Source organism: Segetibacter sp. 3557_3, assembly GCF_004354985.1.
Lineage (GTDB): Bacteria > Bacteroidota > Bacteroidia > Chitinophagales > Chitinophagaceae > Segetibacter.
In genome coordinates, this window is the sequence record NZ_SMSK01000005.1 from 176,245 (window position 1) to 190,644 (window position 14,400).

A 14,400-nucleotide genomic window follows, 5' to 3' on the forward strand; every position below is an offset into this window, starting at 1 on the left:
AATTCACTTCTTAAATATAAAGTAAACTGCTGCGATGAGCAGGCAAAATCCGATGAGATGATTTAATCTCAAACTTTCATTCTTGAAAAAAATAAGGGCAAATGTGGTAAATACAACCAGCGTTATTACTTCCTGTATAACCTTTAGTTGCCACAAATTAAAGGGACCACCATTCTCTGAAAAGCCGATTTTATTTGCGGGAACCTGGAAGATGTACTCAAATAATGCAATCCCCCAACTAATAAGAATAATACTGGCCAGGCCAAGCTTTCCAAACCAGGGCAAGTCTTTCATTCGTAAATGACCGTACCAGGCAAGTGTCATGAATACATTTGAGATTACCAGCAGACCGACGGTAATAATTGATTTACTCATACTTTCTCTTTAGCGATCTTAAGATAAGCACGCCAACAACTGCTGCGATTGTTGAAGCAACCAATATGCTAAGTTTTGCCGACGAGATGATTTCAGGATCGGAGAAAGCAAGATTTGTGATGAAGATGCTCATCGTAAAACCAATACCCGCAAGTATACCCGCGCCGATCATATGAACTTTGTTGATTTCAGGTGAGATGCTGGCTAATTTTGTCTTTAGGGCGATAACAGAAAAGAATATAACACCCACAACTTTGCCAATCAGCAGGCCCGCCAGAATACCCAGACTACTTCGGGATTGCAGCGAACGGAGGACATCTCCGGGAATTAAGATGGCTGTATTTGCAAGCGCAAAAAGCGGCAGGATTACAAATGCGACAGGAGCATGCAGCCAGTTTTGCAACTTATAGGAAGGATTGTCTTCATCGTTTTTTGTAAACGGCACTGCAAAAGCCAGCAGGATACCGGCAATAGTGGCATGTATACCTGACTGCAACATCAGGTACCAAAGAACAACACCGGGTACCAGGTACCACTTTAGCGCCGATACACCCATACGGTTTAGCACGAGGAGAAATGCAAAAACCACCAGCGCCAACCCAAAGTAAAGCAATGAAAATCCCTGGGTGTAAAATATGCCAATGATCAGTATTGCACCGATATCATCGATGATCGCAAGCGCCGTTAAAAAAACCTTCAGCGAAGCCGGAACCCGTTTACCGGCAAGGGAAAGCATTCCTAATGCAAAAGCGATATCAGTGGCCATTGGAATTCCGAAACCCGACTGGGTGGGCAACTTGTAATTCAGGGCAAAATAGATCACTGCCGGGATCAACATGCCGCCTATTGCTGCAAATATGGGGAGAAGCGCCTTTTTTAAATTTGAAAATTCTCCAACATAAATCTCGCGTTCTATCTCCAGCCCCACCAACAAAAAGAATATCGACATCAACCCGTCGTTTATCCAGTGCTCGACCGTTGACGGCAGTTGTAAAAACCATGGAGAAGGTGCATCACTGTGCCAAAAATGAATATAATTTTCGCCGATGCTGCTATTTGCGACGATGATCGTGACGATGGTGCAAAAGATTAAAACAAATCCTCCCGCCATTTCACTGCGAAAAAAACGCTTAAATACTCCCTGGCTGATTGATGACTCCATACGATGATTATTTCCGGGAAGAGAACGACAAAACGCTTCCCCCAATGTATATTGATCTTGTTTGGTATCTACCAGATTGACGGTTGCATCACCGGATATTACACCTATTTTCACAGCGTGAAAGTCTTCCTGCAAATAACATTCATTATGCTCCTCGCCAATTTCGGCGGAGGAGTTAATAAATGTTATGGATCAGGTCACCAGAAAATATCGGCCTCGCCAACTGGATTTCTTCCATTTTGCCGCGAAGGTCGGGTATTCCCGGAAAAAGACCTTTATCATTCGGCAATAGATATTGTATCAGCAGTATTCCGGGTGCCCTCATTCCCGCCCGTTGAAAAAAAGCACCCTCCAGCTGATAACAGCCGGCTAAGCACGTCTACACTTGTTTGCTGTGGCACTTCCCCGTCCGGCCATCAGAATCATCACCATCAATCGGGCACTTTCGCCATCCTGTTTCCATTTCACTATTATTGGTAGCAAAACCCTAAATCATCAACTTTTGTAAGCGGCAGCTCAACAAACACGAATTGTCCGCAGGTCACCCCCATTAATCAATAACCTTCTTTTCTATTCAGCGGCCATTGGCCTGCCTACAGGTTTTTTGATAGCAACGCTGATTAGGCTCGAAATCAAATAATCTGCAATGAATGCGTCCCATATTTAAAAGAATAATCATCAGTACCATTTTGCGCGATCAGGTATCGGGCAATGCGGATGTATCGTCGTACCAGCTTTCGAAAGCATTCATGCAATTCAAAACGCTAACGATCCGCATGATCAAGGACGTTATGCAATTGCTCCTTGGGATCAGTTTTGCCACACTGGGTTTACGGGGATTCCTCATGCCAAATGAAGTTATCGATGGTGGTGCAACGGGAATGGCGTTGCTCGCCAGGGAAATAACAGGTACCAAGCTTGCCGTTTGGCTGGTATTGATTAATCTTCCCTTTGTGTTCCTCGGTTCTCAAATTATCGGGAGGGAGTTCGCCATAAAAACGGTGTTGGCAATTATCGGCCTTGCATTGTGCGTCACCTTTATCGAGGTCCCGCGTATCACCGAGGACAAACTGCTGGTCGGCGTTTTTGGCGGCATATGTCTGGGTGCCGGCATTGGGCTTGCCATTCGGGGCGGAGCGGTAATTGATGGCACCGAGGTGCTTGCGATTTACCTGAGCCGCAAACTTGGTACTACTATCGGCGACATCATTATCCTCATCAACCTCCTGGTCTTTAGCGCAGCTGCTTACCTCTTGTCGGTAGAAACTGCGCTGTACTCTATGATAACATACCTATCGGCTGCAAAAACGATGGACTTTGTAATCGAGGGAATCGAAGAGTATATCGGCGTAAATATCATTTCGCTAAAGCATGTCGAAATCAGGAACATGATCATCAACAAAATGGGCAGAGGGGTTACCGTTTATCCGGGAACTCATGGCTATGGAAGAAGTGGAAACATCAAAGACACCAATGTTCTGTACACGGTAATTACAAGACTGGAACTTAGTAAATTAAACGCCGAGATCGAACGTATAGACAAGGACGCATTTGTAGTGATGACAAGTATCAAAGACACCAAAGGCGGCATGATTAAGAAGCGGCGGTTGAAGCATTAAGCCATAAAGTAACAACCCCGGTCTTGCCGGGGTTGTTAACTATTTCGCATCAAACCACACCGGTGTGGTATCATTTGGAACCGCGTTGTAATTCAGGTAAAGCTCTTCCCCTTTTGATACTTTGCGAACAGTACGTACGGTAATAAGCTCAGCTTCAAAGTCCATTTCATATTCGCAGTTGGCATCGTACGAATGATTATACATCGACACATAACCCAGTGCCATACAAATCTTTTTACGGGTTTTGCCCCATTCGAAAACATAATGGTACAACTTAGTCTGCTCAATAAAAGTTCTGTCTTTTGCTGATAATACAATTACAGGAGAGATTTCGATGTTCGTGCCAGCGGGTATTGTTTTGGTGGTAAAAACCCCACGGCCCCTGCTTTCGGATGGCGCTACAGTTAAATAAGGTTGCAACATAGTTTTTTGTTAGCGGTGAAGATAAAGAAAAGGAAAAAAGGCCTGCAAAATATTAACGGGGCAAAATACTAATTTGCAGCATGTCTTTGGAAATAGAACAACACTCGATCAGCGAACAGTTTGAAGAACTGATCGCGCGTAATGACAGCCTCGCGATAAGAGAATTCCTCGACGATCAAAATATTGCCGACGTGTCGGAATTAATATATGAGTACCCAGACTTTGAGGCACAGATTATTGCAAACCTTTCCATCCACCGTGCTGCAAGCACTTTCAAAATCCTGGATTTCCCCACACAGAAGCGTATTGTAACCGAATTACCTTCTTTTAAAACGGCTGAACTGCTTAATGAACTCCAGGCCGACGACCGCACCGACTTTCTGGAAGACTTACCCAAGGAGGTGCTTAGGGACCTTATCAAACTCCTGGAACCCGAAGAACGAATGATCACCCTTTCGCTGCTCGGGTATCCCGAAGGTAGCGTTGGCAGACTAATGACCCCTGACTATGTTTACGTTTATGAACACAACACCGTTCAGGAGGTATTTGGCATCATCAGGAAATATGCAAAAAACAGCGAGACCATCGATGTCATTTACGTGATCAACGAAAAAGGCGAATTGATCGACGATTTACGGATTAAGGAATTCATACTGGCAGCCCCCGATAAAAAGGTAAACGAGCTCATGGATGAACGGGTGATTGCATTGAATGTAAACGACGACCAGGAGCACGCCAACCAGGTTTTTAAAATGAACAACCGTGTAGCATTACCGGTGGTAGACGATAACAATGTACTGCTGGGTATCATCACCATTGACGATATCCTGTGGGTAGCCAGCGAAGAGTTTAGCGAAGACATGCAGAAGATGGGGGGTACCGAAGCGCTGGATGCACCCTATCTCGAAATGCCGATATTCCGGCTTTTTCGCAAACGCATTGGATGGATGATTGTATTGTTTCTTGGTGAAATGCTTACGGCAACTGCCATGGGTTACTTCGAAGACGAGATCGCCAAAGCCGTCGTACTTGCCATGTTTATTCCATTAATCATATCAAGTGGTGGCAATAGTGGTTCGCAGGCCTCTACCCTTATTATTCAGGCAATGGCGGTTGGCGAAATTTCGCTCGAGGATTGGTGGCGGGTTTTACGTCGGGAAATTATAAGTGGACTTATGCTCGGCAGCGTATTGGGCGTTGTTGGTTTTATAAGGGTAGCCGTTTGGCAGCAGTTTACCCATATTTACGGAGCGCATTGGATGGGTGTAGGCCTGACGGTAGGGGTTTCCCTGGTGGGCGTAGTACTGTGGGGTACTTTAAGTGGCTCAATGCTCCCCCTGTTACTCAAAAAGCTGGGCGCTGATCCCGCCGTATCTTCCGCACCCTTTGTTGCGACCCTTGTAGACGTGACGGGCCTCGTAATCTACTTTAGTGTCGCCTATATTTTCCTTGCCGGGCTCCTGCTCTAATGCAGTTGAAAGCAGACACGTGACCACGTGAGTTCCGACACTGAATAATAAACGATCCACATGCCAAATACAACTACACAGAAGCTCAAGATTAAACCCGGTATGGTGCTAAGGCTACTGCATGCACCCGACGACTTCGAGCGGAAGCTGCATGAACTGCCGGCAGGGGTAAAAACCAGCACCACTGCAACAAATTTCGACCAGGTGCATTGGTTTGTCCGCGATAAAAGCCAGTTGCTTAAAGAGATTAACCAGGTAACGGGTATGTTAGCAGCAAACGTATTGGCATGGATATATTTTCCCAAGGGCAGCTCCGGCATTCAAACCGATTTAACAAAAGACACCGGCTGGGAGGTATTGCAAAAGAATACTGACCTGAAATTTTTGACGCTGATCTCCTTCGACGGAACCTGGTCAGCCTTTGGTTTCAGGCTGAAAACAGCAGCTGACGAAGTCAAGGCTGCCGTCCCAAAAACCAGGGAAATCTTTAAATATGTTGATCCCTTGAACAAAACGATTACTCTTCCTGAAACATTGGAACAGGCACTTGCAGCCGACGTTGCGGCCAAAAAGACCTTCGATGCGCTATCTTTTACAAATAAAAAGGAATATGTAGAATGGATCGTTTCCGCTAAAAGAGCTGAAACTAAACTTGAGCGGGTGACAAGCAGCATCGAGCGGTTGCAGAAAGGATGGAAAAATCCTGCAAACAGGTAGCGAACGAACAACCTATAACAACGTAATACAGGACAGCTTAATATACGGCTTCGGGCTTCACCAATTGAGGAAACGCCTTTTGTACCTTTTTAATCTCGGGAATACTAACCATCTGAACATAGCCGCCTCCGGGGTTTTGTTCAATATAGTTCTGGTGATAAGCCTCCGCCTCCCAGAATTTTGTCAGGGGCATCAGCTGTGCCGCAATCGGTTTTCGATATTGGGGCTGTAGTGCCTTGATATAATCTTCTGCAAGTTTTTTCTCTCCTGCATTGCGGTAAAACAATATCGAACGGTATTGGGTTCCACGATCTGGTCCCTGGCCGTTTACCTGGGTAGGATCCTGCCCGGCAAAGTACAGCTTGAGCAAAGTTGGGTAAGTGATGATGGTGGAGTCATAGTAAACATTTACTGTTTCAGCATGACCGGTGTTTCCCGTTTCTATGCTTTCGTAAGTTGGATTCTTGGTGCTGCCGCCGGCGTAGCCAGATACGACTTCCTTTACTCCCTTGATGCTCTCAAACATCGCTTCTTCATGCCAAAAACAACCGGCTGCAAACGTAGCCTGGCTGTATTTCTTCAAATCTTTTGCAGGCGGATGTTTTGTTTTAACGGGCAGCTTGCCTCGCTGACCACAAGCATCGAGTGCAACCACCATAGTAAAGGCAATTAAAAATGTAGCAATTGATTTCATGATCAACAATTTTAAAAACTTACGAAGCAGGTAAGGAAAGGGTTGTTAAAGCGGTTAAAACAAATGCAAACTGCAGTCAGCATAAAAAGACGGCTTTGTCTGAAATTCAAATTAAAAGCACACCTGTTTGAAATAATCTACCAACGAATGAAGTTATAGGTTGAAACCGTACCCATATGAGCTCCTGGAAAACCACCCAATACGAACACTTCATTGGCAAGAAAATCCTGTTTTGTCACCGGTATAAAGTAGATAAGTTCTATGTAACCTACCAGCGTTACGACGTTTGGTTCGAAATGAAATTTGAGCACAACCTCAATTAACTTACCAACGGCTTAGAGCCGCTTTATATCAAATATTTCAACAGGGGGATCAAAAGCCTGTTCATATTCCCTTCGATGATATATCGCCATAACCACGTCGAAACCCTTTACTACCCTTCCGAATGCAGCATAACCTTGTTTATCGGGGTTGTTGCCTCCGCCATAGTCGAGCCCCGGCTGATTGCCGATACAAATAAAAAATTCAGTCGTCGCCGTTCCCGGCTCCAGCCTTGCCATCGAGATGGTTCCATTTTCGTGTTTTAGCCCCGACTGGGCGGTAGTTTCATGCGGCAAACCCGGCAGCCTCGACGAAAGCTTATTGTTCGTATGGTAGATGCCACCCTGGATCAACTCGGTCTTTTCAGCATCAATCGGCTGATTATCCTGGCTGAGCACCCGGTAAAAATTTGAATTGTTGTAAAATCCCGAGTCTATATAAGATAGAAATGCTGCTACCGTCTTTGGCGCCTTATCCGGGTAAAGCTCCACCTCAATATCACCCAGCTTAGTTTGTATTTCTATATGCGGATTTTTATAGTCCTTCCCTCCGCAGGCAGTAAGTAATGCGATCCAAATTAATAAGGAGAATACTTTCATTTCACATCATTTAATGAGTAGCCGGTAAATGTAAATGCAATAGCCAACCGGCTGCCGGCGAACAGGTCAACGTAAGTTTTCAAGGTAAGTTTTTCCGGCTTAAGCAGAAAATCCATAGTACTATTCAAGACCATACCTTTGCGCCTCAATTCATACCAGGCTGCTTAAATTTTTTAACCTATGAGTTCCCACGGTAATAGCAAAGTTTCGGCTGCAGGGGTGTTAATAGCTTTAGGAATCATCTACGGCGATATCGGCACCTCTCCTTTGTACGTATTAAATGCTATTTTAAAAGATCGCCTGGTTACAGATACGCTTATCCTTGGGTCGCTTTCCTGTGTCATCTGGACCTTAACATTACAAACCACCATCAAATACGTCATTCTTACCTTAAGGGCCGACAACCGTGGGGAGGGTGGAATTTTCTCACTGTTCGCGCTCGTTCGGCGAAGGCGCAAATGGCTGGTGTACACTGCAATGATCGGTGGAGCCGCCCTGCTTGCCGATGGTATGATTACCCCACCTATCTCCGTTACTTCTGCCGTAGAAGGGCTTAGAAACATCGAAATTCTTAGTGAGATCACCGATACCACGATCGTGTGCATCGTATTGGGCATCATATCAGGCCTATTTTTTCTCCAGCAGTTCGGTACGGCGTCGATCGGGAAACTTTTCGGGCCCATCATGACCCTCTGGTTTGTAATGCTGGGCATACTCGGGACCGCACACCTGGTTGATTATCCGGGTATATTTAAAGCGTTCAACCCGTACTATGCCATCAACGTTCTGACCAACTACCCCGAGGGCTTTTGGTTGCTGGGTGCGGTCTTTCTATGCACCACGGGGGCTGAAGCATTATACTCCGACCTTGGACACTGCGGCAGAAGCAACATCAGGGCTTCGTGGGTATTTGTAAAAGCTTGCCTCATTTTAAATTACCTCGGCCAGGGTGCATGGCTGCTTGCAAACCACAAAGACAAACTGATATCTGAAGCAATGATCACCGAGGGGTTTAACCCTTTTTATGGCATCATGCCTTCATGGTTTGTTATCGCCGGAATTATTATCGCCACCAGTGCAGCAATCATTGCTAGCCAGGCTTTGATCAGTGGTTCGTTCACCCTTATCAGCGAAGCCATCCGGCTCAACCTGTGGCCGAAAATGCGGATCAAGTACCCTTCGGAAGCACGGGGTCAGCTTTATGTTCCCGGCATAAACACCATGCTTTACATTGGCTGCTGTGCAATCGTATTGCACTTTCAAAAAGCAACCAATATGGAAGCAGCTTATGGCCTCGCAATTACCATGTGCATGTTGTCCACAACAATTTTGTTTGCCAACTTCCTCGTACTCCATCGCGCCCGGCCTGTCTTAATCTACCTCTTCCTTACCGTTTACTTCTCCATCGAAATTGCCTTCCTCATTGCCAATCTCGAAAAGTTCCCGCATGGCGGCTATGTTACCCTGGTTGCGGGCGGTGCCCTTTTTATCATTATGTATGTTTGGTTCCGGGCAAGAAAGATCAAAAACAGGTATGTCGAATTTGTTCGTCTTGAAGATTATGTTCCCAACATCCGCGACCTGAGTGGCGACCGGAGCATACCCAAATATGCTACCCACCTCGTTTACCTGACCAGTGCAGACAATCCACGCGAAATTGAGCATAAGATTATCTATTCGATACTCAACCGAAAGCCCAAGCGTGCCGACATCTACTGGTTCATTCATGTCGACACCCTCGACGATCCCTACACTATGGAATATAAGGTCACGCATGTAATGCCGAACGACATCATCAGGGTAGAGTTCCGCCTTGGTTTCCGGGTTCAGCCACGCATCAACATCCTTTTCCGAAAAGTTGTAGAGGACCTTGTGAAGAATAAAGAAGTAAACATCACCAGCCGCTACGAAAGTCTTGAGCGCAGTAATGTTGTTGGTGATTTCCAGTTCATCGTGCTGGAAAAATACCTCAGCCAGGATAATGAATTACCGTGGATAGAACGGTTAATCATGCGACTACACCTCTGGATTAAAGATCAAAGCCTGTCAGAAGAACGGGGCTTCGGACTCGACACCAGCAACGTTGTGGTGGAAAAGTTCCCGCTGATTGTAACTGCGGTTACAAGGCCAAACCTGCACCGAGTTTTCGACGAAGAACAGTAGGCTTTAGCTAATCAGATGCAGCAACGCTGCCGCCAATCAGGTATGCACTAACTTTTATAAAACAACAAGAGGCTGCTCCATGGGCAGCCTCTCGTTTTGGATCTTTACTCAGTCCCGCATATGCAGGTTCTTTTTTGAGACGGGCAGAGGAATCTCTATTGAACATCCTTGCGTCGCACTCTTGTACTTTGGTTCTGGCACGCAGCTTTAAGCTTTCGAACCGACCGCAAAAACAAGGTTGTAAAATCGACAGCGTTTTAAAAGCGATGGCCCGGTCACCAACACCATAAATCGTTTTAGTGTTGTAAGATAACCCGCTTGGTCTGCTGGTAACCGGCACCCGTAATCTTCACCAGATAAACGCCCGCAGGATGCTTCGATATATCAAATTGCATGGTCAAGGATGCTGTTTTACCCGTAAGCCGGGTGGACTGCTGCTCAACCACAGAACCGTTTTGATTGAGTACCTGCACGAAAACCTGCGGGCTTTTCAGATCAAACAGTTTCAGCGTAAACCTTCCCGATGTAGGATCAGGAAAAACAACCGGTTCCCTGCTGCTGTTACCGCCGGGGCTTACAACGGCGCTCACAGGAGTGGCTTCCCTGGTGGGCGCCACCATAGTTAACCGGTTAGGGTTTGACGTGCAGGCACCTGTAGGATCCGTCACCGTTACGTTTGCAGTTACCCGTGTGGTATTTCCGTGTACATCACTTGCTGATATCAATACCTGGCTTACAGACGGTCCAACGGGATTGTAAAGAAATGTTCCGGCAAGATAGGGTACCGGCTTGCCGGCATCTCCTGAAAAAGTCGGGAACCCAAAACCCTGCACGTCATTCGGACCCCAGTAAGCCGTCGTTAGAAAGCTGATGCTTCCGGAACCGTTATCCCCTGCCGGGTATTGAGCACCGTTTAGGTTCGCGTTTCCATTTAACTCTTCAAGGTTGTACCCCTTTGCAACAAGCACATACTCGCCGGCCGGCAAACGAACAGGCGCGATATCTTTCAACCTGAAATTGTACGAATATTGATCAGCCTGGCCTATGATAATTGCATCAAGGCCTGGCACAATGGTGCGGGTATCTTTATTAAAGATCGCTACCCTCACTCCTCCATTCTGTGTTCCCTTAATGCCATTGCCAAGGTGGTCGAAGGCGCCCAGTTGGTTAATCATGATACCCATCGCGGAGTTTACCCTAAAGGCAACGCCCAGTTCGCCAGCGAAAACCTGGTTACCCGTATTCGTATTAGAAGTGTACGCCTGGTATGTGTTGCCGGAACCACCTCCCGAAAGGCTTGAACAATTAAACCGACTTGGGGTGAGGGTGATACTTGAGGCCTCTACTTCGCAGTTGTCCCTTACAGAACGGATTACGTCAACAGCACTAATGGTTGCGTTACCGGAAGCATCCAGTTTAACAACAATGTCGCTTATGGGTACGATAACCGGCGGGGTATTGTCTACTACGTTTACGAATGCGGTTGCTCTCGTGGTATTGCCGTTGATATCGGTGGCTGTGATTGTCACGGGTACTCCACTTCCACCCGAACCCGCGTAAACAAAAGTTCCTGCAAGGTAAGCATTGGTTGTACCAAGGTTTGCCGTGTAGCGTGGAAAACTGAAACCGGCACTGCTGTTTTCGCCATAGTAAGCTGTACTAAGGAAACTGATTTTTCCGCCATCGTTGTTTCCCTGCGGGTAAGTGATACCTGGTTGCTGGTTAACATTGCCGTTTAATTCTGCAGCATTGTAACCCTTTGCAACCACAACATATTCACCGGCAGGCAGCAGTACGGCTTGAATGTTCACGAGCCTGTAGTTACCGGAGTACTGGTCTCCATTACCGCTTATAATGGCTTCGAGACCGGGTACAATCGTGCGGCTCGTCTTATCGAAAATGGCCACCCGCACTCCACCATTTTGCGTTCCGGCGATCCCATTTCCCTGGTGATCAAAGGCACCCAGTTGCGTGATGGTAATACCACCTGGATTGTTCACCCGGAAGTCCAGGCCCAGTTCACCTCCAAAGTTTTGGTTACCCATATTGGAGCCTGCGATATATGCCTGGCGGGCAGGTCCGGCGTTTCCACCCTGCCCTACATTAGAACAGTTGAAGGTAGAAGGGCTTATGGTAATTTGTGCATTGTTGATCGCACAATTATCGGTAACACTTTGTATTACATCTGCCGCAGCAATGGTCACTTGCCCGCTTTGATCCAGGTAAACGGTGGCATTTTTGGGTACGATTACAGGAGCCACAACATCATTCAGACCGCATCCTGCCGGGCCGCTGCATGAGCCTGGCACAGGTTGAAAACCCGGCTGCCCCGGATCATTGTCATTGCCGGTAGTTACAAATGGAGTAAAGTTAACCGGGCCGTTCATCCTGGCAGACACGGCGGAAATATCAGCTGATCCGTTCCAATTGCAGCTTGCATTTAAGGTGCCTGTTCCCCCGTGATAAATAGCTTTATTTGCATTTGACAAGTCGAAAGCGTTATTGTTAACCTGGATGTTTTTACCCGAAAGGTTCTCATTGTTCAATACAGCAAATCCGTTGTATGATGTTTTAACCAGGTTATTGGTCACGGAAACGGTTCCGCTAAATGCTGATCCATGGATTTTAATACCGCCTGCATCTGCAACCTTATCGGTGTTGGTGTTTTCAATGGTATTCTGGCTTACAAGGGCATTTGCCATTCCGCCGGCAAGCAGTATACCGGTATGCCTGGTATTGGAAATGGTGTTGCGCAATACTTCGGCATAAAGCAGGTTATCCAGCAGGATACCACCAAAGTTGGTTCCCGAAATCACGTTATCGGTGATTGAAGCAATCACGGTAGGTCCGTGCTGGGGCGCCGGCGGGGGTTCATTAAAATCATGAAGCCTGATGGCACTGGTAAAGGGTTCGGCGAACATATTCTCAAACAGGTTATCCCTGATGCTCACATTTTTCCACCTGGTTAATGTTCCGGCAAACAGGTTAATTCCATTACTTACCCGGTTCTTTTCAAAAACAACCGTGATATCCTGGAGGGGATTGCGATGCACATTACCATCGGTCAGTGGATAACCGTTCACCAGCGTAAAGCCTTTAATCTCAACTGAAGTACCAGGTGTGTGTACATCGAAAACAGTGGGACCGGCAATCAAGGGTGTTTTCACCGCACTGATAATTGCCTCGGGTTGACGCGTACCAGAACCATTGGGTGAATGCAGGTAATTTGGCCCGAGTATCTTTAACGACTTGGTTACATTTACATATTCAGCATAGCTTCCGGCAAGCACTAATACGGTATCTCCACTTTTTACACCCGAAAAATCATTTGCGTATTGAATCGTGCTCCATGCTGTCGCAGGCGACTTTCCGTCATTTGCGTTATTTCCAGTGGTCGAAACATACCAACGTTGATTGCTGATTGAAACAGCTAGGATGGAAACCAATTTTGATGCGGGTGCGCTGTTGGCAGTACCATCGTTCACCACGAAACTAATGGTGCGGTCACCGGTAGTCGGTGAAATAGCGCTATTGCTGTAGGTTACCGCACGCAGCGCCTGTTGCCATTGCTGGATTGTTGCTGTCTGACCGGCAGAAATGAGGGTGAGTACACCGGTAGAAGGGTCGTAAACCCCGGTAATGTTCCCCGTGTTTGCATTCGGGTTAAAACCAAGCAGGTCTTCACCCGCGCGAAAATTGTTCGAGACAGATACCGATGCTCCGGCAAGGGTTGTATGATCAAGATCTGTTACAGAAATCAATGTGTCGACAATTACCGGCACAGCGGGCACATTAACCACCTTTGAAAATGCAGTCGTTCCGGGAGAGGTTATTACCATCGGATCGTCGTTGACCGGCACGGCAATTATCGGCCTCAGTGGACCGAAAATCGTGAAGTTTGAATTATCCAGGGCGACCACCTGTACGAAGGCGGTAGTTCCCAAAGGGTTATTGGAGTTATTATAAAACATTATCGCCCTTAGAGCGGCCTGCCATTGTGCAAGTGTGGCGGTTGCGCCGGGTGATGTTAATTGTAAAGGGGGCCCGGTTGTGTTTGCAACAATGTTCCCCATAGTAGCAGGATCACTCACAAACAATAAGGAGTCGTTCCTGTCGCGGGAGGTAAGGTGAACCACTGCAAGCGTCAACGTGCTGTTACCATCAGGATCAGTTAGTGTATAAGCAGGATCCACAGGAACCGGAGGTTGAATTACATTGTTCCCTTCATTGAAGATCAATGGCGCCGGCGTACCCGTTAATGTCGGAGGTGCATTGAATGGCAAAACCGCAACCTGCTTGTGGGCCGGGCTGCTTTCCCCGGTTCCATCGTTTACCACAAAAGTTACCATCCGGGTAGCAGTGTTCCTGTTATTGAAAGCTGTTGAAAAATAAACCCTTCTGAGCGCATCCTGCCATTGGGCAACTGTTGCGGGCGCACCCGACGTGGTCATATTCAGCGTGCCGGTTGCGGCATCAAATACCGCTGTAATGCTCCCAGACACCCCGCCATGAAGAAAGCTTAACCGGTCATCTGCAGCCACATAGTTGCCGGTGATCTGAACAGTGGCAGAGACCAGCGTTGATTGGTCAGCATCAACAACAGTAATTGCGGTGTCGACCGGTACTGAACCAACCGAAAAAGTAGATGAACCCGGAGAGGTTGTAATTATGGGGAGGGTGTTCGTGGTTCTTGTGGTTTCGCCTGCAAGAAACGAAGGAGTAGTTAATTGTGCATGGGTGACGGAGATAAGTACGATCAACGCCAGCAATAAGGTAAAGAATTTAAAAGTTTGGGGTAGATTTTTAATGCATGTAGATGTTTTTTTCATGGTGGTTTTTTTATGAATGGCAGGGTTTG

At 46.9% G+C, this 14,400-nt stretch carries 12 protein-coding genes; 6 read left to right on the forward strand and 6 right to left on the reverse strand.

All coding sequences use genetic code 11. The features are described 5' to 3' along the window. Positions 1-3: 3 nt before the first annotated feature. Complete coding sequence (locus EXU57_RS10340) at positions 4-375, reverse strand: DMT family protein (RefSeq protein ID WP_133268124.1); 372 nt, start codon at positions 373-375, stop codon at positions 4-6. Further along, complete coding sequence (gene nhaA, locus EXU57_RS10345) at positions 368-1,537, reverse strand: Na+/H+ antiporter NhaA (RefSeq protein WP_133268125.1); 1,170 nt, start codon at positions 1,535-1,537, stop codon at positions 368-370. Before nhaA ends, EXU57_RS10340 begins: the two co-directional genes overlap by 8 nt. 147 nt (positions 1,538-1,684) lie before the next feature. Between nhaA and EXU57_RS10350 the strand changes: the two genes are divergently transcribed. Beyond that, positions 1,685-2,017, forward strand: a complete 333-nt coding sequence (locus tag EXU57_RS10350; RefSeq protein WP_133268126.1) for a hypothetical protein — start codon at positions 1,685-1,687, stop codon at positions 2,015-2,017. Positions 2,018-2,187: 170 nt separating this feature from the next. Further along, entirely contained in the window at positions 2,188-3,156 is a 969-nt protein-coding gene (locus EXU57_RS10355) for a YitT family protein (RefSeq protein WP_133268127.1), read from the forward strand. 39 nt (positions 3,157-3,195) lie between these two features. On the opposite strand, the gene EXU57_RS10360 is transcribed toward EXU57_RS10355, so the two are convergent. Next, positions 3,196-3,579 carry an SET domain-containing protein gene (locus EXU57_RS10360; RefSeq protein WP_133268128.1) on the reverse strand — a complete coding sequence of 128 codons (384 nt, stop codon included), beginning with the start codon at positions 3,577-3,579 and terminating at the stop codon, positions 3,196-3,198. A gap of 80 nt (positions 3,580-3,659) precedes the next feature. On the opposite strand from EXU57_RS10360, the gene mgtE reads away from it, so the two are divergent. After that, the gene (mgtE, locus tag EXU57_RS10365; protein ID WP_133268129.1) at positions 3,660-5,048 is read left to right on the forward strand and encodes a magnesium transporter; all 1,389 of its coding nucleotides are present in this window, start codon (positions 3,660-3,662) and stop codon (positions 5,046-5,048) included. A 60-nt stretch (positions 5,049-5,108) separates the two neighbouring features. Next, complete coding sequence (locus EXU57_RS10370) at positions 5,109-5,765, forward strand: YdeI/OmpD-associated family protein (protein WP_133268130.1); 657 nt, start codon at positions 5,109-5,111, stop codon at positions 5,763-5,765. A gap of 37 nt (positions 5,766-5,802) precedes the next feature. Here EXU57_RS10370 and msrA read toward each other — a convergent pair whose 3' ends face one another. Next, positions 5,803-6,459 (reverse strand): peptide-methionine (S)-S-oxide reductase MsrA, encoded by a 657-nt coding sequence (gene msrA, locus EXU57_RS10375; RefSeq protein WP_133268131.1) that lies wholly within the window; start codon positions 6,457-6,459, stop codon positions 5,803-5,805. Between the two features lie 176 nt (positions 6,460-6,635). Here msrA and EXU57_RS25080 point away from each other — a divergent pair, with 176 nt between their 5' ends. Further along, positions 6,636-6,782 carry a hypothetical protein gene (locus tag EXU57_RS25080; protein ID WP_165958099.1) on the forward strand — a complete coding sequence of 49 codons (147 nt, stop codon included), beginning with the start codon at positions 6,636-6,638 and terminating at the stop codon, positions 6,780-6,782. A gap of 12 nt (positions 6,783-6,794) precedes the next feature. On the opposite strand, the gene EXU57_RS10380 is transcribed toward EXU57_RS25080, so the two are convergent. Continuing rightward, a complete protein-coding gene (locus EXU57_RS10380; RefSeq protein ID WP_133268132.1) occupies positions 6,795-7,379 on the reverse strand; it encodes a peptidylprolyl isomerase in 585 nt (194 codons plus the stop codon). Between the two features lie 180 nt (positions 7,380-7,559). Here EXU57_RS10380 and EXU57_RS10385 point away from each other — a divergent pair, with 180 nt between their 5' ends. Further along, positions 7,560-9,542, forward strand: a complete 1,983-nt coding sequence (locus EXU57_RS10385; RefSeq protein ID WP_133268133.1) for a KUP/HAK/KT family potassium transporter — start codon at positions 7,560-7,562, stop codon at positions 9,540-9,542. A gap of 296 nt (positions 9,543-9,838) precedes the next feature. On the opposite strand, the gene EXU57_RS10390 is transcribed toward EXU57_RS10385, so the two are convergent. Beyond that, positions 9,839-14,371 (reverse strand): T9SS type A sorting domain-containing protein, encoded by a 4,533-nt coding sequence (locus EXU57_RS10390; RefSeq protein ID WP_165958100.1) that lies wholly within the window; start codon positions 14,369-14,371, stop codon positions 9,839-9,841. Positions 14,372-14,400: the final 29 nt, after the last annotated feature.